At 63.6% G+C, this 25,018-nt stretch carries 24 protein-coding genes; 14 read left to right on the top strand and 10 right to left on the bottom strand.

Going from position 1 to position 25,018, the window contains the following annotated elements; genetic code table 11:
• The first annotated feature begins 13 nt into the window (after window positions 1-13).
• From X741_RS143400 to X741_RS0135660, 7 genes are all read left to right on the top strand, one after another.
• Entirely contained in the window at window positions 14-1,504 is a 1,491-nt protein-coding gene (locus X741_RS143400; protein ID WP_013896310.1) for a replicative DNA helicase, read from the top strand.
• A gap of 263 nt (window positions 1,505-1,767) precedes the next feature.
• The gene (radA, locus tag X741_RS143405; RefSeq protein ID WP_013896311.1) at window positions 1,768-3,171 is read left to right on the top strand and encodes a DNA repair protein RadA; all 1,404 of its coding nucleotides are present in this window, start codon (window positions 1,768-1,770) and stop codon (window positions 3,169-3,171) included.
• A gap of 47 nt (window positions 3,172-3,218) precedes the next feature.
• Window positions 3,219-3,881 carry a CvpA family protein gene (locus tag X741_RS143410; RefSeq protein ID WP_023779650.1) on the top strand — a complete coding sequence of 221 codons (663 nt, stop codon included), beginning with the start codon at window positions 3,219-3,221 and terminating at the stop codon, window positions 3,879-3,881.
• 104 nt (window positions 3,882-3,985) lie between these two features.
• A complete protein-coding gene (gene purF / locus X741_RS143415; RefSeq protein ID WP_023779649.1) occupies window positions 3,986-5,455 on the top strand; it encodes an amidophosphoribosyltransferase in 1,470 nt (489 codons plus the stop codon).
• A 61-nt stretch (window positions 5,456-5,516) separates the two neighbouring features.
• Window positions 5,517-6,257, top strand: a complete 741-nt coding sequence (locus tag X741_RS143420; protein ID WP_023779648.1) for an SDR family NAD(P)-dependent oxidoreductase — start codon at window positions 5,517-5,519, stop codon at window positions 6,255-6,257.
• A 123-nt stretch (window positions 6,258-6,380) separates the two neighbouring features.
• Window positions 6,381-7,019, top strand: coding sequence for a hypothetical protein (locus X741_RS143425; protein ID WP_023779647.1), 639 nt, complete (start codon window positions 6,381-6,383; stop codon window positions 7,017-7,019).
• A 167-nt stretch (window positions 7,020-7,186) separates the two neighbouring features.
• The gene (locus X741_RS0135660) at window positions 7,187-7,405 is read left to right on the top strand and encodes a hypothetical protein (protein ID WP_013896316.1); all 219 of its coding nucleotides are present in this window, start codon (window positions 7,187-7,189) and stop codon (window positions 7,403-7,405) included.
• Window positions 7,406-7,547: 142 nt separating this feature from the next.
• Here X741_RS0135660 and X741_RS143430 read toward each other — a convergent pair whose 3' ends face one another.
• Window positions 7,548-8,054: an OsmC family protein gene (locus X741_RS143430; RefSeq protein WP_031250369.1), complete on the bottom strand. Its 507-nt coding sequence runs from the start codon at window positions 8,052-8,054 to the stop codon at window positions 7,548-7,550.
• A gap of 153 nt (window positions 8,055-8,207) precedes the next feature.
• Between X741_RS143430 and X741_RS143435 the strand changes: the two genes are divergently transcribed.
• From X741_RS143435 to X741_RS143445, 3 genes are all read left to right on the top strand, one after another.
• Window positions 8,208-9,719 carry an alpha/beta hydrolase gene (locus X741_RS143435; RefSeq protein WP_023779644.1) on the top strand — a complete coding sequence of 504 codons (1,512 nt, stop codon included), beginning with the start codon at window positions 8,208-8,210 and terminating at the stop codon, window positions 9,717-9,719.
• 171 nt (window positions 9,720-9,890) lie between these two features.
• Window positions 9,891-10,778, top strand: coding sequence for a DMT family transporter (locus X741_RS143440; protein ID WP_023779643.1), 888 nt, complete (start codon window positions 9,891-9,893; stop codon window positions 10,776-10,778).
• Window positions 10,779-10,832: 54 nt separating this feature from the next.
• Complete coding sequence (locus tag X741_RS143445) at window positions 10,833-11,741, top strand: DMT family transporter (protein ID WP_023779642.1); 909 nt, start codon at window positions 10,833-10,835, stop codon at window positions 11,739-11,741.
• Window positions 11,742-11,936: 195 nt separating this feature from the next.
• Here the strand turns inward: X741_RS143445 and X741_RS143450 are convergent, their stop codons facing one another.
• On the bottom strand, window positions 11,937-12,800 hold the full coding sequence (locus tag X741_RS143450; protein WP_023779641.1) for a LysR substrate-binding domain-containing protein: 864 nt from the start codon (window positions 12,798-12,800) through the stop codon (window positions 11,937-11,939).
• A 112-nt stretch (window positions 12,801-12,912) separates the two neighbouring features.
• On the opposite strand from X741_RS143450, the gene X741_RS143455 reads away from it, so the two are divergent.
• Window positions 12,913-13,320 carry a 4-oxalocrotonate tautomerase family protein gene (locus X741_RS143455; protein WP_023779640.1) on the top strand — a complete coding sequence of 136 codons (408 nt, stop codon included), beginning with the start codon at window positions 12,913-12,915 and terminating at the stop codon, window positions 13,318-13,320.
• A gap of 257 nt (window positions 13,321-13,577) precedes the next feature.
• Window positions 13,578-15,800, top strand: a complete 2,223-nt coding sequence (locus X741_RS143460) for an AMP-binding protein (protein WP_023779639.1) — start codon at window positions 13,578-13,580, stop codon at window positions 15,798-15,800.
• Window positions 15,801-15,827: 27 nt separating this feature from the next.
• Here X741_RS143460 and X741_RS143465 read toward each other — a convergent pair whose 3' ends face one another.
• The 3 genes from X741_RS143465 to X741_RS143475 all read right to left on the bottom strand — a co-directional run bounded on the left by X741_RS143465 (window position 15,828) and on the right by X741_RS143475 (window position 18,902).
• Window positions 15,828-16,574: a phosphatidylcholine/phosphatidylserine synthase gene (locus X741_RS143465; RefSeq protein ID WP_245264322.1), complete on the bottom strand. Its 747-nt coding sequence runs from the start codon at window positions 16,572-16,574 to the stop codon at window positions 15,828-15,830.
• Between the two features lie 75 nt (window positions 16,575-16,649).
• A complete protein-coding gene (locus X741_RS143470) occupies window positions 16,650-17,348 on the bottom strand; it encodes a phosphatidylserine decarboxylase (RefSeq protein ID WP_023779638.1) in 699 nt (232 codons plus the stop codon).
• Between the two features lie 288 nt (window positions 17,349-17,636).
• Window positions 17,637-18,902 (bottom strand): DUF4375 domain-containing protein, encoded by a 1,266-nt coding sequence (locus tag X741_RS143475; protein WP_031250368.1) that lies wholly within the window; start codon window positions 18,900-18,902, stop codon window positions 17,637-17,639.
• Window positions 18,903-19,080: 178 nt separating this feature from the next.
• Here X741_RS143475 and X741_RS143480 point away from each other — a divergent pair, with 178 nt between their 5' ends.
• Window positions 19,081-19,944 carry an SMP-30/gluconolactonase/LRE family protein gene (locus X741_RS143480; RefSeq protein ID WP_023779636.1) on the top strand — a complete coding sequence of 288 codons (864 nt, stop codon included), beginning with the start codon at window positions 19,081-19,083 and terminating at the stop codon, window positions 19,942-19,944.
• A 2-nt stretch (window positions 19,945-19,946) separates the two neighbouring features.
• Here X741_RS143480 and X741_RS143485 read toward each other — a convergent pair whose 3' ends face one another.
• The 4 genes from X741_RS143485 to X741_RS143495 form a co-directional block, all read right to left on the bottom strand.
• On the bottom strand, window positions 19,947-20,294 hold the full coding sequence (locus tag X741_RS143485; RefSeq protein WP_023779635.1) for a hypothetical protein: 348 nt from the start codon (window positions 20,292-20,294) through the stop codon (window positions 19,947-19,949).
• Window positions 20,295-20,546: 252 nt separating this feature from the next.
• Window positions 20,547-22,430 carry an ABC transporter ATP-binding protein/permease gene (locus X741_RS143490; RefSeq protein ID WP_023779634.1) on the bottom strand — a complete coding sequence of 628 codons (1,884 nt, stop codon included), beginning with the start codon at window positions 22,428-22,430 and terminating at the stop codon, window positions 20,547-20,549.
• 25 nt (window positions 22,431-22,455) lie between these two features.
• Window positions 22,456-22,803, bottom strand: a complete 348-nt coding sequence (locus tag X741_RS0135655; protein WP_031250367.1) for a metalloregulator ArsR/SmtB family transcription factor — start codon at window positions 22,801-22,803, stop codon at window positions 22,456-22,458.
• Window positions 22,804-22,870: 67 nt separating this feature from the next.
• Window positions 22,871-23,803 (bottom strand): LysR family transcriptional regulator, encoded by a 933-nt coding sequence (locus X741_RS143495; protein ID WP_031250366.1) that lies wholly within the window; start codon window positions 23,801-23,803, stop codon window positions 22,871-22,873.
• A gap of 93 nt (window positions 23,804-23,896) precedes the next feature.
• Here X741_RS143495 and X741_RS143500 point away from each other — a divergent pair, with 93 nt between their 5' ends.
• On the top strand, window positions 23,897-24,694 hold the full coding sequence (locus X741_RS143500) for an NAD(P)H-dependent oxidoreductase (RefSeq protein WP_023779631.1): 798 nt from the start codon (window positions 23,897-23,899) through the stop codon (window positions 24,692-24,694).
• Window positions 24,695-24,708: 14 nt separating this feature from the next.
• Here the strand turns inward: X741_RS143500 and X741_RS0135650 are convergent.
• Window positions 24,709-25,018 (bottom strand): LysM peptidoglycan-binding domain-containing protein (locus X741_RS0135650; RefSeq protein ID WP_031250365.1); only part of this gene is annotated, 310 nt, incomplete at its 5' end.

The raw sequence follows: 25,018 nt of genomic DNA, 5'->3' as shown, positions 1-25,018 counted from the left end.
CATCGGGGATATCATGGCAGAGGCAGCACGAAAATTCGGCGTGGCGGAGCAACCGCTATATCGCGAATCGCCCAACAACATCGAGGCCGAGCAGGCGCTGCTTGGTGCGATCCTCGTCAACAACGATGCCTTCTATCGTGTCTCCGACTTCCTGAAGTCCGGCCATTTCTACGAACCCTTGCACCGCAAGATCTTCGATGTCGCGGCCGAGCTCATCCGCATGGGCAAGGTGGCGACGCCGATCACCTTGAAGACCTTCCTGCCGGCCGACGAGAAGGTCGGCGACATGACAGTGGCGCAATATGTCGTGCGGCTGGCGGTCGAGGCCGTCACCGTCGTCAACGCCACCGACTATGGCCGCGCCATCTACGATCTGGCGACGCGCCGGGCATTGATCACCGTCGGCGAGGACATGGTCAACATCGCCTATGACGCGCCGGTCGACATGTCGCCATCCGAGCAGATCGAGGATGCCGAACGCCGCCTTTTCGAATTGGCCGAAACCGGACGCTACGATGGCGGCTTCGAGAGCTTCACAGACGCGGTCAAGACCGCGGTCGACATGGCCAACGCCGCCTATATGCGCGACGGCCATCTGTCGGGCCTTGCCACCGGCATGCGCGATCTCGACCGCCGCATGGGCGGCCTGCAGGCGTCCGATCTGATCATCATCGCCGGTCGTCCAGGCATGGGCAAGACGTCGCTCGCCACCAACATCGCCTTCAACATCGCCGAGATGTATGAGCCGGCGCAGCAGGCCGATGGCTCGTTCAAGGCGGCCAATGGCGGCGTCGTCGGCTTCTTCTCGCTCGAAATGTCGTCAGAACAGCTCGCCACCCGCATCATTTCCGAACAGACGGAAATCTCTTCCTCGAAGATCCGCCGCGGTGAAATCACCGAAATGGACTTCGAGAAGCTGGTCGCCTGTTCGCAGACCATGCAGAAGATCCCGCTGTTCATCGACCAGACCGGTGGTATCTCGATCGCCCAGCTCTCGGCCCGTGCCCGGCGGCTGAAACGCCAGCGCGGCCTTGACCTGATCGTCATCGACTATATCCAGCTGATGCAGGGTTCGAGCGCCAAGTCTTCGCAGAACCGCGTGCAGGAAATCACCGAGATCACCACCGGCCTGAAGGCACTGGCCAAGGAACTGGCCGTGCCGATCATCGCGCTGTCGCAGCTCTCGCGCCAGGTCGAAAGCCGTGACGACAAGCGCCCGCAGCTTTCGGACTTGCGTGAATCCGGTTCGATCGAGCAGGACGCCGACGTCGTGATATTCGTCTATCGCGAAGAGTATTACCTCAAGAACCGCGAGCCGAAGCTCGGCACGGAAGAATACGTCAAGTGGGAAAACGAGATGAACGAGATGCGCGGCAAGGCCGAGGTGATCGTGGCCAAGCAGCGCCACGGCCCGACGGGCTCGGTAACGCTCGCCTTCCACGGCGAATTCACCCGCTTCTCCGACCTTGCCGAGGAACACCATATCGCGGAGAGGTTTGAGTAGCCTCTTGCCAGCGGTCGCAACAGAAATAGGGAACCAAGGCGCTCTACGGCGCCCCCCTCTGGCCTGCCGGCCATCTCCCCCACAAGGGGGGAGATCGGCTGTCGCCCATGCCGGCGCTCATTTCTACAACGCTGAAAGCTGGCGAAATCCGACACGCAATTCGATCTCCCCCCTCGTAGGGGAGATGGCCGGCAGGCCAGAGGGGGGCGCTGTCCCGCCGGCCTGCCTGTCGTTTGCATTTTCCCCAAAACCGGCGCGGCTCCATGGCTAAATCGCGCGTCCAGTTCATCTGCCAGAATTGCGGCTCGGTGCATCAGCGCTGGGCCGGCAAATGCGACGCCTGCGGGGAGTGGAACACGCTGGTCGAGGAAGGCACCTCCGGCGGCATCGGTTCCGGTCCGGCCAACACGCGCAATGCCCGCAAGGGCCGCGCGGTGGTGCTGACCACGCTTTCAGGCGACATAGAGGACGCGCCGCGCATCGTCTCGGGCATCGGCGAGCTCGACCGCGCCACCGGCGGCGGTTTCGTGCGCGGCTCGGCGCTGCTGGTCGGCGGCGATCCCGGCATCGGCAAATCGACGCTTCTTACCCAGGCTGCCGCGGCACTTGCGTCCCGGGGCCACCGCATCGTCTATGTCTCGGGCGAGGAGGCAGTCGCCCAGATCAGGCTGCGAGCGCAGCGGTTGGGTGTTGCCGACACTGCGGTGGAGCTGGCCGCCGAAACCAATGTCGAGGACATTCTCGCCACGATCGCCGACGGCAAGCGGCCGGATCTGGTCATTCTCGATTCGATCCAGACACTATGGACCGATCTTGCCGATTCCGCGCCTGGCACCGTTACCCAGGTGCGCGCTTCCGCCCAGGCGATGATCCGCTATGCGAAGTCGACGGGTGCGGCGATCGTCCTTGTCGGCCATGTCACCAAGGAAGGCCAGATCGCCGGCCCGCGCGTCGTCGAGCACATGGTCGATGGCGTGCTCTATTTCGAGGGCGAAGGCGGCCACCACTACCGCATCCTGCGCACGGTGAAGAACCGCTTTGGACCGACCGACGAGATCGGCGTCTTCGAAATGTCGGACAAGGGCTTGCGCGAGGTCGCCAACCCGTCGGAGCTGTTCCTGGGCGAACGGCATGCGAAATCCCCGGGGGCTGCCGTTTTCGCCGGCATGGAAGGCACCAGGCCCGTCCTGGTCGAGATCCAGGCGCTTGTCGCGCCCTCCTCGCTCGGCACGCCGCGCCGGGCGGTGGTCGGCTGGGACGGCGCGCGTCTGTCGATGATCCTGGCAGTGCTGGAAGCCCATTGCGGCGTGCGCTTCGGCACCCATGATGTCTATCTCAACGTCGCCGGCGGCTACCGCATCAGCGAGCCGGCCGCCGACCTCGCGGTCGCAGCCGCACTGGTTTCCTCACTCACCGGTCTTGCCCTTCCCGCGGATTGCGTCTATTTCGGCGAAATCAGCCTTTCGGGCGCAGTGAGGCCGGTTGCGCATGCGCAGCAGCGCCTCAAGGAAGCCGAAAAGCTGGGTTTTGGTAGCGCGGTTCTGCCCTTGGGCAGCGAGGAACTTGCTGGGGGGATCGGGGCCGGCGCTTTCCAGCCCACCGAGCTTGCCGACCTCGTGGCACGCATAGCCGGCTCACGCCGAAGCCGTGTGGACGACGAAGAATGACGCGGCTCGTCGAGCCGTGAAAAAGAGATCGGAGTGGGGCGAAAGACATGCCGATTACGCTGCTTGACGGAATTCTCGTCGGCTTCACCCTGGTCTCGGCGATGCTCGCCATGGTTCGCGGCTTTTCGCGCGAAGTCCTTTCGGTCGTATCGTGGGCGGCGGCCGCCGCGGCGGCTTTCTTCTTCTACAAGCCGGTCCTGCCCTATCTGAAGCCCTACATCGACAACGAAAAGATCGCCATGGCGGCCTCCGCCGGTGTCGTCTTCATCATCGCGCTGATCGTCGTTTCGGTCATCACCATGAAGCTCGCCGACTGGATCATCGATTCCCGGATCGGCGCGCTCGACCGCACGCTCGGTTTCCTCTACGGCGCCGCGCGCGGCATACTGGTCGTCGCTGTCGCGTTGCTGTTCTTCAATTGGCTGGCCGGCGCCAAGGCACCGGCCTGGGTGACGGAAGCCAAGTCGCGGCCGCTGCTGGAGCAGATCGGCGCCAAGCTCGAGAGCCTGCTGCCGGAGGATCCGGAAAACGCCATCCTCAAGAAGCTCAATCCGAATCAGCCGGCCGCCGAGACGCCGGCAGCCCCGGACGCGCCGGCAGCGGATGCGCCTGCCGGCGGCGACGACGCCAATGCGCCAGCGCCCGACGACAACGACGCCGCTCCTGCCGACAACATGGCCAAGCCGGCACCGGCAGCGCCTGCAAACTGACGCCCGAAACGGGCGTCAGGACCGACGATGGTGTGAACGACTGCACGGCGCGCGTTGCTTTCGACGCGAACCCGCTCTATATGGCGATTTTAGCGGAGCTTAAGATGGCAGACGCAGACGACGTGCTTTCCGCCGAGGCCGACGACCATTTCCATGACGAGTGCGGTGTGTTCGGCATTTTCGGCCGGCAGGACGCAGCGGCCATCGTCACGCTCGGCCTGCATGCGCTGCAGCATCGCGGCCAGGAAGCGGCCGGCATCGTTTCCTACGACGGCACCCAGTTCCATGTCGAACGCCATGTCGGCCTGATCGGCGACACCTTCACCAAACAGCGCGTCATCGACAGCCTGCAAGGCAACCGCGCCATCGGCCATACGCGCTACGCCACAACCGGCGGCGCCGGCATGCGCAACATCCAGCCCTTCTTTGCCGAACTCGCCGATGGCGGTTTCGCCGTCGCCCACAACGGCAATTTGACCAACGCCATGACGGTGCAGCGCGCGCTGCAGAAACAGGGCGCGATCTTCTCCTCCACCTCCGACACCGAAACGCTCCTCCATCTGGTGGCGACCAGCAAGGAGCGCGACCTCAACTCGCGCTTCATCGATGCGGTGCGGCAGGTCGAGGGCGCCTTTTCGCTGGTGGCGATGACCGCCAAGAAGATGATCGGCTGCCGCGACCCGCTCGGCATCAGGCCGTTGGTGCTCGGCGATCTCGACGGTGCCTGGATCCTGGCCTCCGAGACCTGCGCGCTCGACATTATCGGCGCGCGTTTCGTGCGCGACCTGAAACCGGGCGAAATGGTCGTCGTCACCTCCAAGGGCATCGAAAGCCTGTTTCCGTTCGAGCCGCAGAAGACCCGCTTCTGCATCTTCGAATATGTCTATTTCGCTCGGCCGGATTCCTCGGTCGAAGGCCGCAACGTCTATGAGGTGCGCAAGCGCATCGGCGCCGAACTGGCGCAGGAAAATCCGGTCGACGCCGACATCGTCGTGCCGGTGCCGGATTCGGGCACGCCGGCGGCGATCGGCTTCAGCCAGGCGGCCGGCATCCCGTTCGAGCTCGGTATCATCCGCAACCACTATGTCGGCCGCACCTTCATCCAGCCCGGCGATTCGATCCGCCACATGGGCGTCAAGCTGAAGCACAACGCCAACCGCCGCATGATCGAGGGCAAGCGCGTCGTGCTGGTCGACGACAGCATCGTGCGCGGCACCACCAGCCAGAAGATCGTGCAGATGGTGCGCGATGCCGGCGCCAAGGAAGTGCACATGCGTATCGCCTCGCCGCCGACCAGCGCCTCGTGCTTCTACGGCGTCGACACGCCGGAGAAGTCGAAGCTCCTGGCATCGCGCATGTCGGTGGAGGAGATGGCCGAATTCATCCGCGTCGATTCGCTCGGCTTCCTCTCGATCGATGGGCTCTACCGCGCCGTCGGCGAGGCCAGCCGCGACAACGACCAGCCGCAATTCTGCGACGCCTGCTTCACCGGCCAGTATCCGACCCGCCTGCTCGACTTCGAAGGCCACGACAACGTCCGCACGCTGTCGCTGCTGGCGAACAGCGGGGCATAGGATTGCCAGGCCGTCATTTGCCTTCGGGGGCGTCTCGCACCTACCTCACGGACATTCTCGCATGACCCTCGACCTTACCGGCCGCGTCGCGGTCGTCACCGGCGCCTCGCGCGGCATTGGTTATTTCATCGCCAAGGAATTGGCCGCCGCCGGCGCGCATGTGATCGCGGTCGCGCGCACGGTCGGCGGGCTGGAAGAACTCGACGACCATATCAAGGCGGCCGGCGGCCAGGCCACGCTGGTGCCGCTCGACCTCGCCGACATGGCCGGCATCGACCGGCTGGGCGGCGCCATTCACGAACGCTGGGGCAAGCTCGACATTCTGGTCGCCAATGCCGGCGTGCTCGGTGTCATCTCGCCGATCGGCCATGTCGAAGCCAAGACCTTCGAGAAGGTGATGACCATCAATGTCACCTCGACCTGGCGGCTGATCCGCTCGGTCGACCCGTTGCTGCGGCTTTCGGATGCCGGCCGCGCGATTTTGCTTTCCTCCAACGCCGCGCATTCGGCACGCGCCTTCTGGGCGCCGTACGCGGCGTCGAAGGCAGCGGTCGAGACCATGATGCGCTCCTGGGCGCATGAGACGCAAAGCCTGCCGCTGCGCGTCAACGCAGCCGACCCCGGCGCCACCCGCACCGCCATGCGCGCGCAGGCCGTTCCCGGCGAGGATCCGGCAACACTGCCGCACCCCTCAGAGATCGCCAAACGGATCGTGCCGCTGGCAAGCCCGGACCTGAAAGAGACCGGGCTGATCTTCCAGGCAAAGCACAACCGCTTCGTCGCCTACAGGCAACCGGAATAAATTTACACCCTCGTTCGACGGCTCCCAGAACCGCTGCCCGCATTCAGGTGGCCTATCTCAGGGATTAAAAAGGCCTCCGGCTACGTTCTTCGAACGTAGGATATTCGAAATCGGAGGACCGATATGCGCAGACTTCTTCTTCTCGTTGCCGCCACCGCGGCCGCCCTCGCGGCGACTGCCGGCACAGCCCTGTCGCAAGATGCCAAGATGAGTTTCTTCGTCACCAGCGCCGGCCCCGGCAAGGGCGGCGATCTCGGTGGCCTGAAGGGCGCCGACGCACATTGCGCCTCGCTCGCCGATGCGACCGGTGTCGCCGGCAAGACCTGGCACGCCTATCTCTCGACCAGCACCGAGGACGCGCGGGATCGCATCGGCAAGGGTCCCTGGTTCAACGCCAAGGGCGAGAAGATCGCCGACGATGTCGCCTCGCTGCACAGCGACGCCAACGGCATCACCAAGCAGACCGCGCTCACCGAGAAGGGTGAGACCGTCAATGGCCGTGGCGATACACCGAACCGTCACGACATGCTGACCGGCTCCAAGCCCGATGGCACCAAGATCGCCGACCAGACCTGCAGCGACTGGACGATGAGCGGCGCCGAAGGGGCTGCCATGATGGGCCACCACGACCGCGCCGGGCTCGACGATTCGGCTGCGGCAAAGTCCTGGAATTCCTCGCACGCCTCGCGCGGCGGCTGCGGCCAGGAGGCGCTGAAGGGCACCGGCGGCGACGGCCTGTTCTACTGTTTTGCAACCGACTGAGGCGGTAGCCCTCAAGAACCGGAGCAGAGCCCGCCTTGTCATCACGCGGCTGTGATCTCCAGCGCAAAGGCTGCTCCGTGGTCATGCTTTCGTCATTTCCACGGAGTTGTTAGGATCGCAGCGACTCCCGCAACAAGCGCCCTCTCGGGCAGAATAAGGAAATCCCCATGGCTACGACCGCAGCGTTGGTCTGGTATCTGGTAATCGCCGGCCCGCAGGGGGGCATGGTCGTGCTGCCCAGCACCTTCGACAAGCGCGAGCAGTGCACCGCCGCCATCACCGAATATCAGAAGCAGCCGACACCGCAGGGCTGGTCGGTGCAATGCGTCCCAAGCGCCTCGCCCTTCACCGACGAAGGCGATGCCGAAGAGCCGTCCGCGCAGTGATGAGCGGGGAGATGGCTGGCAGGCCAGAGGGGGTCGCCGCGCGTGGAGCGCTAACCTCCTCCGCCGGCAAGGGTGTCGCGTCAGGACGTTCCGATCCCCCTATGTCGCCTTCGGCGACATTTCCCCCTCAAGCGGGAGATCTTCAGCGTCGTGCGCTCACCGTCAGCTCAGGTTTCTGGTTGATGGTCTGAAACACCACGCAATAGCGCTCGGTCAGCTTCAGCAGCGAATCGATACGCTCCTGCGGCTCGTCGGTGTCGAGACTGAAATTGAGCCGGATGGCACGGAAGCCGACCGGCGCATCCTTGGCGACACCGAGCGTGCCGCGAAAATCGAGGTCGCCTTGGGCCTCAACCGTAGCGGCCCCGAGCTTGAACTCGAGCGCCATCGCCACCGCCTTCAGCGTTACGCCGGCGCAGGCAACCAAGGCCTCGAGCAGCATGTCGCCGGAGCACAGCTCCAGACCGGAGCCGCCGGTCGCCGGGTGCAATCCGGCAATCGCAAGGGCCCTCCCCGTCTCCACCTTGCAGGCCACCGACTGGTCGTCGATCGAGCCTCTTGCCTTCAACGTGATCAGCGCCTGCGAAGCATCGTCGCGATAGGCCTGCTTCAGCGGGGCCTGCATGGCCTTCAGTTCCGTGGCGTCCATTTTGTTGCCCTTCCCGACCATTTGTTCGTGCCGTGATAATGGTCCGAAATCGGGCGCTTGTCACAACCGCAGCAAAAATCGTCGCCTATCCATGCCCTTTGACTTCGACCGCCGTGGCCATACCTATGCGGGAGTCGTTCTCGCGGAGACATCATGTCGCTCAAGCTGAAACTGATCGCCCTGCTGATGCTTGCCGCCTTTACCCAGCCTGTCCTGGCTGATACGGCGGAGCGTCCGGCGCCGTCGGGCGGCGTGCTGTCCCTGCTGCCGTCGCCGCAGACCACCAGGCATTCCATCACCCTCGCCGGGCGCAAGCTGGACTATCAGGCAAGGGCCGGCACCTTGCCGCTGCTTTCCGGCAAAGGCGACGTCACAGCCGCGATATTCTATGTCGCCTATACGCTGGAACCACCGGCAAGCGCGGCCAAGGACCCGCAGCGACCGATCACCTTCGTGTTCAATGGCGGCCCTGGAGCAGCGTCCGCCTATCTGCATATCGGCGCACTTGGTCCGCGCGTGATCGCCACGGGAGCCGGTGGCGAATTCCTGCCCCCGCCGCAAAGGCTCATCGACAATCCGGACAGCTGGCTCGACATGACCGACCTCGTCTTCGTCGATCCGGTCGGAACTGGATACAGCCGCGAGGCACCGGGCCAGGACACGCACGACTTCTGGGGCGTCAATCAGGATGCCAGCTCGATAGGCGCGTTCATCCGGCTCTATCTCGCGCAGAACGGCCGCACCGGTTCGCCGCTGTTCCTCGCCGGGGAAAGCTATGGCGGCTTCCGCGCGGCGCTTCTGGCCAGGACATTGCAAGAGGATATCGGCATCAGTCCGAACGGCATCGTGCTGATCTCACCGGCGCTGGAGTTCACACTGGTGCGGCCCGACGAATTCGAGCCGTTGCATTGGGCGCTCGAATTGCCGTCGCTGGCGGCCGTGCGCCTACGCGCCGAAGGCGTCAAGGGCGATGCGTTGCGGGAGAAGCTGGCCGAAGTCGAACATTATGCGCTAGGCGATTATCTGACGGCGCTCACCAGCGGGCTGGAGCAAGGCGGGCGACTGGCGAGCCAGCGCGTGGCCGACATCACCGGCCTGCCGCTCGATCTCGTGCAGCGCAACTCCGCCCGCATCCCGACCGACCTGTTCGCAAGAGAGTTCGCCCGCAACAGCGGCAAGGTGCTCAGCCCATACGACGCCATGATCGGCACCGCCGACATCGCGCCCGAAAGCGCCCGCGTCGTCGGTCCGGATCCAGTGCTCGACCGCAGCGTGCCGGCTTTGACCTCGGCTTTCGTCGGCTACGCCCGCGACGAACTGAATTTCCGCACCGATGTCAGCTATCGCCTGCTCAATAACGAAATCAGCCATGGTTGGGACTACGGGACGAGCGCCTCACGCCAAGGCTATGCCGGGGTAATGGACGACCTGCAGCGAGCACGCTCGCTGAATCCCGCGCTCGGCGTCGTGATCGTCAACGGCTACACCGATCTGGTTACGCCTTATCTGGCCTCGCGCTACCTGGTGAATCAAATCCCGTCGCTTGCCGATGCAAAGCCCATCCATCTCGAAGTTATCGAGGGCGGGCATATGATGTATTTCAGCCCCGACGGTCGACGCGCTCTGAAAGAGGCCGCCTCGGAACTCTACCAGGCAACGCAGTAAGCTTCGCGACAACGCGCGCGATCAACCTCTGCCCCAACGCAAGCTCCGGGCTGGCGCAGCGCCGCGCCGACTTTCGCCCGTATAGCTTGGAGCCGGGGCCTGACATTCCAGGCCGCTCGCACCGCTTCACAGCACTTGCTGTCGCTTCCTGCAACACTGGTCCCGCACCCTATGGCCGATGTCGCCATTCTCGAAACGCGTGAAAGGGTTCTCGCCGGGATCCTTTTGACCGGTGCGGCCTATCTCCTGTTTTCGACGCAGGATGCCTCGATCAAGCTCTTGGTCACCGGCATGACTGTCTGGCAGATCATGTTCTTTCGCAGCATCACCATTCTCGGTGCCTGCGCAGCAATCGGCGGACGAGCGCTGTTTGCCGACACGGTGCACTCGCCGGTCGTGCGGCCGATGCTGGTGCGCAGCGCCTTCACGCTTGCCGCCTGGCTCTGTTACTACAACGCCGCACGCAGCCTGCAGCTCGCCGAACTGACCACCGTCTATTACGCGGCCCCGATCATCGTCACCGTGCTTTCGGTGTTCCTGCTCGGCGAAAAGGTGCCGATGCTGCGCTGGCTGGCGGTCCTGATCGGCTTCGCCGGTGTCTTTGTCGCCTGTGATCCTACCCATCTCGGCCTGTCCGTGCCGGTGCTGCTGGTGCTGACAGCCGCCTTCCTGTGGGGCATTGCCATCGTGCTCCTGCGCAAGACCGCGCTTGCCGAACGCTCGATGATCCAGCTTCTCCTCAACAATTTCTATTTCCTGCTGTTTTCGGCAGTGCCGGCGCTGTGGTGGTGGCACACGCCGGACCTGCCCCAGCTGCTGCTTCTCGCCAGCGTCGGGGCGCTCGGCGGTCTGGCGCAATACCTCCTCTTCGAGGGCATGAAGCGCACGCCGGCCTCGATCCTCGCGCCGCTCGAATACACCTCGCTGCTGTGGGCGTTCGCGCTCGGCTTTGCGATCTGGGGCGATGTGCCGCGCCGTGAAGTCTTCCTGGGTGCCGCCCTTATCGTCGCCGCCGGGCTGCTAATCGTCGGCGGCGAGCATTTCCGCAAGCGGCTGTGATGCGCATCACTGCTGACGCTACGATGTCAGGTGGGAGCGGCGTAGGCTGACGGCATGACTGATGTGACAGGCACCACCGACACTGTCGCCGAGCGCACGCTGGGCATCGTTCTGGTGTCTTGCTCGGCGGCCGTCTTCGCGTTGACCGGCGTGCTGACAAAATCGATCCATGCCGATCCGCTGACCATCATCTGCTGGCGCGGCTTTGTCGGTTCGATCCTGATCAGCCTCTATGTGCTGTGGCGGCGACACCGCTCCGGCGGGCGCGAGAGCCTGCGATTGGGCTGGCGCGGCTGGCTGCTGGCGGTGGAAGGCGCGCTGGCCAGCATCGCCTTCATCTCGGCGTTCAAATTCACTTTCGTCGCCAATGTCACCGTCATCTACGCCACCGCACCTTTCGTCACCGCGCTGCTGGCCTGGGCTCTGACGCGTGAACCCTTCCGCATGCAGACCATGCTCGCCGCTGCCGTGTCGCTTTGCGGCGTGGCGATCATGGTCTGGTCCAGTTTTGGCACCGGCAACCTGTTCGGCGACGGACTGGCGCTGCTGATGACCATCGGCAGCGGCCTCTACATGATTATGGTGCGTGCCTTCCGCGACACGCCCGTGGTGTGGGCCGGAGCGGTATCGGCCTTCCTTTTGTTCCTGCTCGGCTGGTTCGTCACCGATCCGCTGGCGGTCTCACCAAGGGATGCCGTCCTGCTTGTCACCTTCGGCGCATCTTTCGCGCTGTCGTCGATCCTCTGGACGGAAGGCGCACGGCTCATCCCGGCCGCCGAATCCGGGCTGCTCGGCTCGGCCGAAGTGCCGTTCGCGATCCTGTTTGCCTTCCTGTTCCTGGGCGAGATTTCGCCGGCGGCCAGCCTGGTCGGGGGCGCCATCGTGCTCTGCGCGGTGTTTGCCCATGCCGGCCGCGATTGGCTGGCGGCCCGCGGGCAACGGACAGCGTCAAATATTTCTTAAAAAATTTTCGAAGTCATGGAACCATCATCGGGTTCAGGCATTATTGGTGCGACGGGCCACCCCCCAAGTCCCCCCAAACCCCTCGGCCCGTCTTACTCCAAGCCGACCGCAAGGTCGGCTTTTTCTTTGTTAAAAGGGCGCAAGGTCGGCTTTTTCTTTGCGTTTAGACAACGCCAAAGCCAACAACGTCCGTGTTCAGCCAAAGGCCCCGAACTGCGTCAGGTTGCCGCCGAGGAGTGCCGCCAGATCGCTTGCTGGGCCATCGGCGCCGGCGCGCAGCCGGATCGCGAACTCAGCCATCGGAACCTGCGGCAGGCCAAGCTCGCGCGGTGCCTCGACAATGCCGGAATGGGCAAAGCGCGCGGTTCGCAACGTCAGCGCGACACCGGCATTCACCGCGGTGCGCAGGCCGGCAAGGCTGGCACTGCCGGCAGCGATGCGGTAGCGCCGGCCAGCCGCATCGAGCGCCGCAAGTGCGGCCTCGCGGAAGCCGCAATAGGGATCGAGCAGCGCCAGCGGCAGTTCTTCCTGGCGCGAGGCCAACCCCTTCTGCGAGCATAGCCATATCATAGGCTCGCGCAGCACGCCGACCTCGTCCGCCATCGCCGACTGGCGCATGACGATCGCCAGATCGAGATTGCCGGCCTGCAGCGCCTGCGCCAGCTCGGCTGAGCGGCCGACCCGCAATTCGATCCTGACGCGCGGATGGCTGGAGGCGAAGGCGCGCAGCAGCTCCGGCAGGCCGCTGTCGGCGAAATCCTGCGTGGTGCCGATGGCGACGCACCCGGCGGCGCGCGCGCCCTTCAACGCCAGCCACGCCTCGCGATGCACGGCAAGGATGCGCCTGGCATGGCCGACGAGATCCTCTCCGGCCGGCGTCAGGCCACGTCCCCGCCCCTGCGGCGCCAGAAGTGGCTCACCGATGATCTCTTCCAGCCGCTGCATCTGTGCGGTCACCGCCGAGGGCGAGCGGCCGACGCTGGAAGCCGCCTGCGCCAGCGAGCCGCTGTCGGCGAAAGCGAGAAAGGTTCTGAGCAGGTCGGGATCGAGCGTTTCCATAATTCGATTTTATCGAACCTTCGATAAAAAACAATTCGATTTTTTTGATCCGATAATGATGACATGGTCCCTTCGACGGCGATCGGACGCCGCTCAAACCAGGAGAAGAAAAATGCCAATCATCAATGTCAGCGTCACCGGCAAGCGCGACGCCGCCCTATCCGCCAGGATTGCCCGGGAAGTGACCGAGATCACCGCCACGCAGCTGCGCAAGGATCCGACGATCACCGCCGTTGCCGTGTCCTATATCGATCCGCAGCATTGGTTCGCCGGCGGCAAGTCGCTGGCCGAGCATGGCACCAACACGTTCTGGCTCGACATCAAGGTGGTCGACGGCACCAACACCAAGCTTGAGCTGGAAGCCTATCTCAAGGCAATCTTCGATGCCTTCGGCGGCCTGCTGGGCGGCGTACATGAAGAAAGCTATGCCTTCGTACATGAGGTGCCGGCGGCCGCCTATGGCTATGGCGGCAAGACGCAGGAGTTCCGCTTCATCAGCGGACGGTTGAAGACGGCTTAGCGCCTTCTTTCCCTTCTCCCCTTGCGGGAGAAGGTGGATCGGCGCGCAGCGCCGAGACGGTTGAGGGGTGCGTGACGGAGCGCTGTCGGTGCCAAGCTGGAACACCCCTCATCCGTCGCCTCCGGCGACACCTTCTCCCACAGGGGGAGAAGGAAGACCGTCCTCATCCGCATTGACCTTGCTCCCACATCGTCTACGCTCTGCCCGACGCGGCCGCAAAAGAGCCGCGATGACAAGGTCGTTGGGAGAGACGCGGCATGATCCTGACACTGGCGTTGCTTGCGGGTCTTGTCGTGGCCTGGCTGCTGATCGGCGTGGTGGAGAAATTCCGCCTTGGCCTGCGCTTCGCCCAGGCGCTGCTCTATGTGCCGTTCAAGCTCGCCTACCGGGTCAGCGACAACCGCATCAGGATCGCACGCAAAGCGCAGGTACCGGTCATCTACGTCATCTCGCACCAGTCGCGCTTCGAACCGGCGCTGATGCTGTCGCTGCTGCCTGACGACACACTGCATATCCTCGACGAGGTCTCGGCGCGCTCGCCCTGGCTCGAACCCTGGCGCGAGCTTGGCCGCACCATCGCCTTCAACGCCGAACATGTCTTCGTCAGCCGCCGGCTGGTGCGCGTGCTGAAGGGCAAGGGGCGGCTCGCCGTCTATCTGCCAGATGCGGTCGAGCCCGACGTCAAGACGTTTCGGCTGTTTCGCGCCGTCACCCGCATCGCCATGCAGGCCGACGCCCGCATCGTGCCGATCTTCGTCGCCGGCACGCGTTCCCTGCCGGTGTCGCTGACGCCGGCGGACAAGGCGCCACGGCATTGGTTTCCGAAGCTGTCGATCAGCGTCCTGGAGCCGATGACCATCGCCGAACTGGTGGCACGCAACCCCGACCAGGCCTCGAACACCAATGCGCTTTTCGACCGTGTCGCGGAGGCTCGGCTTTTCGGGAGCAACCTCGATCGCGGACTGTTCCTGGCCATGCGCGATGCTTCGGATCGTGTCGGCGCCTCGCATCCCATCATCGAGGATGTCATCTCGGGCGTGCTGAGCTACCGCAAGATGTTCATCGGCGCGCGAGTGCTGGGCAGGCGCTTCGAGGCGATCACCGCGCCGGGCGAGGCGGTAGGCGTGATGCTGCCCAACGCCAATGGCGTCGTGCTGTCCTTCGTCGGGCTCCTGTCGGCAGGCCGCGTAGCGGCGATGATCAATTACACGGCCGGACCGGCGAGCGTCACCGCGGCGATGCGCACGGCGATGATCCGCACCGTCATCTCATCGCGCGCCTTTGTGGAAAAAGCTGACCTCGCCGATATCGTCGTCGCGGTCGAAAAGGGCGGCGCCAGGCTGCTGTGGCTGGAAGACCTGCGGACCAGCGTCACCGCGCTGGACAAGCTTGCCGCCGCCATGCTGTGGCGCTGGCCTTTGCAGCGGCAGGACGCGGCCAAGCCAGGCGTCATCCTGTTCACTTCGGGTTCCGAAGGCACGCCGAAGGCGGTTGTTCTGTCACAGAGGAACCTTCACGCCAACGCCATGCAGGCCGAGGCGCGCATCACCATCTCGCTGGCCGACATCCTGCTCAACGTGCTGCCGGTGTTCCATTCCTTCGGCCTGACGGGCGGCACCATATTGCCGCTGGTCACCGGGGTAAAACTGTTCCTCTACCCCTCGCCGCTGCACTACAAGATCATCCCCGAGGTCGCGCGCAAGGTGAAACCGACCGTCATGTTCGGCACCGACACGTTCCTCGCCAATTATGCGCGCACCGCAAAGGATGGCGATTTTTCCAGCCTGCGCTTCGTCCTTGCCGGCGCCGAGGCGGTGAAACCGGAAACCCGCCGCGTCTATCGCGAGCGCTTCCAGGCCGAGATTATCGAAGGTTTCGGGCTGACCGAGGCCGCGCCGGTGGTTGCCGTCAACACCGCTATCCACGGCCGTGACGGCACGGTCGGCAGGCTGCTGCCGGCGATGCGCATGAAGCTGGAGCCGATCGAAGGCATCTCGGACGCTGGCCGGTTGTGGCTCGACGGGCCAAACCTGATGATGGGCTACATGACCGCGGACCGGCCCGGCGAGCTGCAGCCGCTAAGCGGCTGGCACGATACCGGCGACATCGTTGCCGTCGACCGCGAAGGCTTCATCGCCATTCGCGGCCGTGCCAAGCGCTTCGCCAAGATCGCCGGCGAGATGGTGTCGCTGGGCGCGGTCGAGATGCTGGTGCAGTCGCTGTGGCCGGAAGAACGCCATGCGGCGGTAGCGGTGCCGGACAAGCGGCGTGGCGAGCGCATCGTTCTGGTCACCACCGCCGACGATGCCAATCCCGACGAATTGCGCAAGTTCGGCAAGCAGGCGGGTGCGGCCGAATTGATGGTGCCGAACGATATCGTCAAGGTCGAGGAAATCCCCGTGCTGGGGTCGGGCAAGACGGACTACGTCTCGACCCGCAAGCTGGCGATCGACAGGCTGGGGCTCGGCGTCGCGGCCTGAGACAGATCAGGGACTTCGGCGGACCTTCTATCCTATGTCCGAGGGCGGCACCTTCTCGCCCTCCAGCTTGGCGCGCTTGGAATAGGCGCGCACGGAAAACGGCAGAAAGATCAGGTAGCCCGCGACCGACGCGGTCAGCGTGTACCAGGGATAGGTCATCAGCAAGAGAACGTAGAGCACGACCGCCAGGATGACGGGCAGCACCCTGTCGCCGGGGATCTTGATGCTCTTGCCGGAATAGACCGGCAACCGGCTGACCAGGAGGAAGGCAACGAGCACGGTGAAGCCGGTGGCGATGAAGGCAGCCGGGCGGCTTGGCTCCAGCCCGAGCCGCAGGAAATAGAGATAGAGCGGCAGCATCACCAGCACAGCACCAGCCGGCGCCGGCACGCCGACGAAATATTCGGACTGCCATATCGGGCGGTCGGCCTTCTCGTCGTCGAGCACGTTGAAGCGGGCGAGCCTGAGCCCGCAGGCGATGGCGAACAGCAATGCCGCGATCCAGCCCGGCGAGCCGGCACGGTCGAGCAGGAAGGCATAAAGCACCAAAGCCGGGGCGACGCCGAAATTGACGATGTCGGCCAGCGAATCCATCTGCGCGCCGAATTTGGAGGTCGCCTTCAGCATCCGCGCCAGGCGGCCGTCGATGCCGTCGAGGAAAGCGGCCAGCAGCACCATCACCACCGCCGGTTCGAAGCGGCCTTCGAAGCCGAAGCGGATGCCGGACAGGCCGGCGCAGATGGCAAGCACGGTGACGAGGTTGGGCAGCACCATGCGCATCGGAATCTCGCGGATGCGGGGACCGCCGCTCGCATGGGCCTCGAACTTCTTATATTGCGTGCCCACGGCTCAGGAAATCCGCACGAGAGGCGTACCGGCGACGCCACCGAATTCGGCCAGCACGGTTTCACCGCCGACCGCGGTCTGGCCGACGGCAACGCGCGGCGTGGCGGTCAAGGGCAGGAAGACGTCGACGCGCGAGCCGAAGCGGATCAGGCCGAAACGCTCGCCGGTGCCGATCGAGCCGCCCGCCTCAGCCCAACAGACGATGCGGCGCGCCACCAGACCTGCGATCTGGACGGCGGCGATCGTGCCGTTGGGGCTTTCGATGACCAGGCCGTTGCGCTCGTTCTCGGTGCTGGCCTTGTCGAGTTCGGCGTTGAGGAATTTTCCAGGCCGGTGTTCGATCTTGACGATGCGGCCGCGTACCGGGGCGCGGTTCACATGGCAGGAAAAGACATTCATGAAAACCGAGATGCGGGTCATCTCGACATTGCCGAGCCCAAGTTCGCGCGGCGGCAGGGCAGGTCCGACAGCCGAGATGATGCCGTCGGCGGGGCTCACCACAAGGCGGTCGTCAATCGGGGTGACGCGCTCGGGATCACGGAAGAAATAGACGCACCAGGCGGTCAGGATCAGGCCGATCCAGAACAGGATCGACGAGAAGTAGCCAAGGAAAAGCGTCGCCGCGCCAAAAGCCGCGATAAAGGGATAGCCTTCGCGATGGATCGGTACGAACGCGTTCTTGACCGTATCGACAAGGCTCATCGGGTGTAAACGGGCTCCGTTTCAGGTGGGGCCTCAATAGCCGAAAGCCCCCCTCGCCGCAACGCAACAATGGCTGGCGCGGGCGAACGGGCAAGGGCCCGCTGTATCCGGATGGCCGGACACTCTGTCTTTCGTGAAGCCGCGACCGGCTTGCATGCCCATGCCATTGCCGTCAGAATTCCGGCCCACGTGGCACCAACGTCCATCTCCATGCAACCTTCTTCCCGAGCGAAATGCAGTGATCGCAGGGGCCAGGATGACGTTCCAGCCCGATCTAACTCGAACAGTTTATTCGCCAGCTGCGGCGCTCAGGTCGAAGTGTTCCTCAAGCTCATTTCGATAAGCTTCCACCAGACTTTGCTCATTGCCACCGCGTAACATCACGCCACGGTCTGGGTACGACTGGAAGAGAAACGCGTGACCACCTGCCATCACCACCCAATTCACCACCGGCCCTCCTTCGTTCTGCACGACAGAATTCGCCGACACGACTGCGTCAGTTGGATCGAATCCAGCCTTCCGCAGCAAAAGATCGACGGCTACTGGCGCATGATATTCCTCGGCCAGTTCGATTACCTTTGCTATCGTTTGCGCATCGGCTTGACCGAGCTTGCGACCGACGCGAGGCGCACCAGCAGCGAGTATATTTTCACCCGGTTGCGCAATTGGAGGAACTTCCGGAGCGATATATCCATAGACAGCCGCATGGGGGTCGGTGGAGACGCAAAGGCGAAGCTCCTCTGCGTTGGTGCGCAGTTGAAAAGCTAATTGGGTCTCGCCCTCGACATCCAACATCCTCGCCACGCCAAGCGATAGTTTGACCTCGGGCGGTAGCGCATTGGCGCACGCGAGGCCGACTCCGACATCGCGCGTGCGAAACATCTGACCGACCAGTTCGCTGACCGATCGATGGAGAAGCCGGGATTCGCGCAGAGGATTGGCCATTGCCAACTGGAGGATAGCTTCATCGTAATCATCGTCGTCGACAATCTGCAGATCGGGCCATGATGCGATCCAGAGCGCCAATAGATCGATTATCGGAGAAGCCTCATCGGCGCCGTAGAAAGCATCATCAAGCGTGTCGAGAAAATCGTCGCGCCCGCCCTCGAAGCCGGTCTCTTCCGAGGCTTCGTCAGGGTGTTCGGAGACCCAGACGGACATCTCTTCCAGAGTCGCCAATTGCCCCTTCGCGCCAATAGCAATGAGGCCGGCACGAGCGTTGGCGACCATCACATCGAACTCACGGTCGGCATTGTGGATGAATTGACTATGACCGCCGTTATTCACCTCGGCGGAATATTGATCGGCATGGGAGACGTGCATCGCCTTTGGGTCGATTTCAAAATGGCGGTAGAGCCCTTTAAAAACCATAGCGTGAATAAATTTTTCGACTGCCAAGACGAGTTGAAAAGGCTTCTCAACGGCTTTGTCCACGGTTGAACGAGGCACGATTACCAACAGCCCGGCTTTCGATGCCTGTCCTACGGCCGGAAGTGGGATTCCCGACGGCTTCTCGGAATTCTTCTTTGGTCTTCGCGAAAAAAAACCGAACATCCAAATACTTCCCTAAACTCTAATAGCGAATAATATCACCAGGTCAGAAAGATAAAAGGGCTCAAGATTGATCTGCCGCACTTGCATAGGAAGATTTGTTCCGAAATTCCTGACTGCGGTGTCGGCACCCCATCGGCTCGACCGTCCTTGGTAGGATAACCGGCAAGGAGTCCCTTACATGCAGCAGTCACCTGCCTCCCAAGCGCATCTCATCACCGCCGGCCTCGCTTTCGGCGAGTCGCCGCGCTGGCATGACGGACGGCTGTGGCTTTGCAACTGGGGCACCGGCGAGATCATCGCCGTCGATGCCGAAGGCAACCGCGAGGTCGTGCTCACCGTGCCGGCCGTCCTGCCCTACTCCATTGACTGGCTGCCGGATGGTCGTCTGCTCGTCGTCTCGGGCCGGGAAGGCTTGCTGCTGCGGCAGGAAGCCGATGGCAGTCTCGTCACCCATGCCGATCTGCGCGGCCTCTCGAAAAGTCCGTGGAACGAAATCGTCGTCGACGGCCGCGGCAACATCTATGTCAATGGCGGGGGACCGGCGCCGGCTCCCGGCCAGCATTTCGGCCCGGGCACGATCGCGCTGGTCACGCCGGATGGTTCGGTCCGGCAGGTGGCAGAGAATATCGCCTTTGCCAACGGCATGGCGGTGAGCCCGGACAACAAGACGCTGATCATTGCCGAATCCCACGCCAGCCTTCTGACCGCTTTCGACATCGCCGCCGACGGTACCTTATCCAACCGACGCGTCTGGGCCGAACTCGACGGTTATCCCGACGGCATCTGCCTCGATGCCGAAGGTGCGGTCTGGTACGCGGATGTTCCCAACAAGCATTGCGTGCGGGCGTGCGAAGGCGGTGAGGTCTTGCAGACCGTCACCATCGATCGCGGCTGCTTTGCCTGCATGCTGGGCGGTACGGACCGGCAAACACTGTTCATCGTCGCCGCGGAATGGCGCGGCTTTGAGCACATGGTCAGCGAGGACCGCACCGGCCAGGTACTCAGCGCCGAGGCGCCGGCACCCGGCGTCGGCTGGCCGTGAACTTATGCTTCGGGAATCCGCTGGTAGTTGGCGATGTCGGCCCGCACTCCGAGCCGGGTGATCGTCTCCTGCGGATTGAAGGCGATGCGCTCTTGCGCGGACTTGACGATCGGCACGACCTTGTCGACAGCAGCCTGGCTTTCCCATTCGACGATCGTGACGAGATTGAACTCGCCCGGCCCCGAAAATTGCTCGAGCAGGAAATCCTGCACGAAACCCTGCTGTTGGCGCAGCAATTCGTGTGTTGTCCTGACCTTGACGAGGATCTCGTCGCGGGCGGCAGCGGGGACGACGAACTTATCCACCCTGAACACGCTGCCGCCGTTAACATTCTGATTTATGTCGTTCATTTCGATTGTTCCGTTCCTGGATCGTGGTGTTTGCGGGCTCCTGGAACGGCGTACAATCTCAACTTAAGTTGAGGTCAAGCGGTGTTTTTGAAATCTTTTCCTTCTCCCCTTGCGGGAGAAGGTGGATCGGCGCGCAGCGCCGAGACGGATGAGGGGTGCGTGACGGAGTGAGGCGTTGGTGTTCCCTGGAATACCCCTCATCCGACCTCGCTTCGCGAGGCCACCTTCCCCCACAAGGGAGGAAGGAAAAACCTACGACACCTCCGACGTCCGCCGGCGAACGATGACGCCAAATTCGTCGCTCTCGCGGGCGCGACGCAGGCGCTCCTCGGCCTCGGTCGCTTCGCGCTGGCGATCCCACATCGACGCATAAAGGCCATGCTGGCGCATCAGCTCGATGTGGGTGCCACGCTCGGCGATCTGGCCATCCTTGAGCACGATGATCTCGTCGGCCGAAATCACCGTCGACAGGCGGTGGGCGATGACGATGGTGGTGCGGCCCTTGCTGACCAGGTCGAGCGCGGCCTGGATCTCCTGCTCGGTGTGGCTGTCCAGCGCCGAGGTCGCTTCGTCGAGCATCAGGATCGGCGGCGCCTTGAGGATGGTGCGGGCGATCGCGACGCGCTGTTTCTCGCCACCGGAGAGCTTCAGCCCGCGCTCGCCGACCATCGACTTGTAGCCGTCGGGCAATTTTTCGATGAACGGCCCGATCTGGGCAAGTTCGGCGGCCTTGCGCACCTCCGCCTCGCTTGCACCGACGCGACCGTAGCGGATGTTGTAGGCGATGGTGTCGTTGAACAGCACCGTGTCCTGCGGCACCATGCCGAGCACCGCGCGCAGGCTCTCCTGGGTGACATTCCTGATGTCCTGACCGTCGATCAGCACCTGGCCGCCCTGCACGTCATAGAATCGGAACAGCAGCCGCGAGATGGTCGACTTGCCCGCACCCGACGGCCCGACGATGGCAACCGTCTTGCCGGCCGGCACGTCGAAGCTGATGCCCTTCAGGATCTTGCGGTTCGGATCATAGGAGAAATGCACGTCGCGGAACTCGACCTTGCCCGCGCTGACGACCAGAGGCTTTGCATCGGGCTTGTCGACGATCTCCTGCGGCACGTCGAGCAGATCGAACATATGCTCGATGTCGGTGAGGCCCTGGCGGATTTCGCGGTAGATGAAACCGATGAAGTTGAGCGGCACGGAGAGCTGCACCAGCATGGCGTTGATGAAGACGAAATCGCCGACGGTCTGCGTGTGAGCCTGGACCTCCAGCGCCGACATGCACATGACGACCACCGTGCCGAGACCGAAGATTGCGCCCTGGCCGAAGTTCAGCCAGCCGAGCGAGGTCCAGGTCTTGGTGGCGGCGATCTCGTAGCGCGCCATCGAGCGGTCGAAGCGCTCGGCCTCCATGGCCTCATTGGTGAAATACTTGACCGTCTCGAAATTGAGCAGCGAGTCGATCGCCTTGGTATTGGCGTCGGTGTCGCTGTCGTTCATGTCGCGGCGGATCGAGATGCGCCAGTCGCTGGCCTTGACCGTGAACCAGACATAGACACAGACGGTGACCGCGACCACGGCCACATATTTCCAACCATAGGTGAAGCCGAATATGCCGGCGGTCAGCGCGAATTCGAGAATGGTCGGCGCCGTGTTCAGCATGATGAAGCGCACGATCGTCTCGATGCCCTTGGTGCCGCGCTCGATGATGCGCGACAGGCCGCCGGTGCGGCGCTCCAGGTGAAAGCGCAGCGACAGCTGGTGCATGTGCACGAAGGTGCGGAAAGCAAGCTGGCGCACCGCATGTTGTCCGACGCGGGCAAACAGCGCGTCGCGCAGCTGGTTGAAGCCGAGCTGAACGAGCCTCAGCACATTGTAGGCGATGACAAGCATCACCGGGGCAAGCAGGAAGGAAGGCAGCGGCGGCGGCGTTTTGAAGCCGCCAGCCAGCGCATCGGTCGCCCATTTGAAGAAGTAGGGGCCGGCGACCAGCGTCACCTTGGCGACGACCAGCAGCAGTGTCGCCCAGGTGACCCTCGCCCTGAGGTCAGCTCGGTCGGCCGGCCACATATAGGGCCACAAATTGCGCAATGTCGTCAGGGTCGAGGTGTCGGCGGAGACAGTTTTTTCGGCCAATTTTCTTGCCTTTTGGGTGAGAGGGTCAGCGGCCGGAGCAGCAGGAATCGACGAGTGCGCCCAGCGACGCCGATATTTCGGCAAGCGCCGCGCGATCGACCGCGTAGCGCGAGCGTTGGCGGTCGGGCTCGAACCGGACCAGGCCAGCCTCCACCAGTATCTTCAGATGCTGGGACACGGTCGACTGCGCCAGGTCGAAACGATCGACGACCTCGCGGCAGCAGCAGGAATTGCTGGCCGAGAGGTATTTTATGATTTCGATCCGCGCCGGATGCGACAACGCCGCAAATCGCGCCGCGACAGCGCGACTATCGGAGATGCAGTTGGGTAAAGCGACGGTGGCGCGGTCTGGTTCAAGGACGGATTCTGTCATCGTTCATCGGCGATAGACGATGGAGTGCACCGCCGCAAGCTACTCTTCCGGGCAGATCGGACAGCGGCTAGTTCTGTGAGGCGGATTTCTCGATCCCTGGAATCTCGGCAATCCGTTCAGCCAGAAACTCGACCAGCAAGCGGACCCTGGCGACGCCCGCGCGCTCTGGGACAATCAACATGTTGAGTGGAACGGAGGTCAGCGAATAATCCGTCAGGATCGTCTCCAGCGCGCCCGCGGCCAGAAGATCGTCCACAAGCCATCGATGTGCCGGCGCGATGCCCCGAGCGGCAACCAAGGCCTGCCGCGCGGCAAGTCCATGGTCGATCCGCAGTCGCCCCGCGAAAGGCACCATGTGGCGCTCGCCGCCGGCGCCCTGCAAAACGAGTGTTTCGCTGCCCGCCACGTTCGACATCCGGATGCCCTCGTGTCGAGACAGATCCGAAGGGATAGAAGGCCTTCCCCGCGCCGCCAGATAGGCCGGAGACGCCACGAGCAGACGCCGCGACTGGCCGAGCGCCCGCAGCTTCAACGAGCTGTCGGTGAGCGGCCCCAGGCGAAGCGCGATATCGATGCCCTCGCGGACGAGGTCCACCCGCTCGTCCGTGAGGCTGAGATCAATGCCGATGTCGGGATGGCGATCCTGGAAAGCGAAGATCAGCCGGCTGACGTGCAAGACACCGAAAGCCGCCGTACAACTTATCCGGATCGTACCGGCGGGCGCGCCGCGCGTGCTCCGGGCCTCATCGCTGGCCTGTTCGACAAGGCGCAGGATCTGAACGCTGTTGGCGTAATAGCGGCTGCCTTCAGCGGTCATCGTGACACGCCGGGTCGTTCTGCTGAGCAAAGGCACACCGACCGCTTCTTCGAGTTCCCGCACGTGACGCGTGATCGTCGACTGCCCGACGCCAAGCTCGCGCGCAACGGCCGACAGGCTGCCACGCTCGGCGACGCGAACGAAGGTGCGCATCCGCTCGAATGTGACGTCTGACTTATCCATTATTCGGCACAATGTTATTCATTGCCTACATATAGTGGATCATATCGCTGCTGGCTATCTTCACGTCAGTCCCCTCAATATTGGATCTGCCCCATGAAAGTTCTGCTTGTCTTTGCCCACCCCGAACCACGTTCGCTCAACGGCGCCCTTCGCGATGTCGCCATCAAGGAACTAGAGGCTCAAGGACATGAGGTGCGCGTGTCGGACCTATACGCCGATGGCTGGAAATCCGCGGTCGATCGCGCCGACTTCCCCTTGCTCGAACCTGATGCGCGGTTGATACCCGTCGCGGCCTCCAAGAAGGCGTTCGAAGCCGACGCGCTAACCGACGATGTAAAGGCCGAGATCGAGAAACTCCTGTGGGCCGATACCCTGATCCTCCAGTTCCCGCTTTGGTGGTTCGCCATGCCGGCGATCCTCAAGGGCTGGGTCGACCGTGTGTTCGCCTATGGATTCGCCTATGGCGTTGGCGAGCATAGCGACCGGCGTTGGGGCGATCGTTACGGCGAGGGCACCCTCGCCGGAAAACGCGCGATGCTGATCGTGACCGTTGGCGGCTGGGAAGAGCACTACACCGCGCGCGGGATCAACGGACCTATCGACGACCTGCTGTTCCCGATCAATCACGGGATACTCTACTACCCCGGATACGACGTGCTTCCGCCGTTCGTGGTCTACAAGGTCGATCGTCTCGGAGAGGACGGCTTCGAGCCCGTGGCTGAACGCCTGCGTGACAGGATGCGGACGCTGGCGACGACGCCGCCGATCCCATATCGTCGGCAAAATGGCGGAGATTATCTCATTCCAAGCATGAATCTCCGCCCTGAGCTCGGCGACCCGGGTGCAGCCGGTTTCGCGCTTCACTCCAGCCGCGCCGGTGATGCCGGCTGATCGATGCGGGGCTTCTACTGCGTCTTGGTCGGCGCCGTCGTCGCCTGCTCGCCCATTGCCTTGAGGTCGGCGGCTTCGCCTTCCTTCGACTTTTCCGGAACCATGAACACCTGCCCCGGCCAGATGCGGTCGGGATTCCTGATCTGGTCCTGGTTGGCGAGATAGATGGTCGAATAGCGCACCCCGTGGCCGTATACGCGCCGCGAAATCCGCCACAGCGTGTCGTTGCGGCGGATTATGACGGCGCTGTCGGCGTGTTCGAGCTTGGGTGCCACGACCTCGGGCACGTCGCTCGGCGGCGTGGCTGCCGCCGCGATGGCCGGA

This window comes from Mesorhizobium sp. LNHC221B00 (assembly GCF_000502935.1).
Classification (GTDB): domain Bacteria; phylum Pseudomonadota; class Alphaproteobacteria; order Rhizobiales; family Rhizobiaceae; genus Mesorhizobium; species Mesorhizobium opportunistum.
Note: the sequence above shows the minus strand (reverse complement) of the source record. Positions and strands in the feature narration are given on the sequence as shown.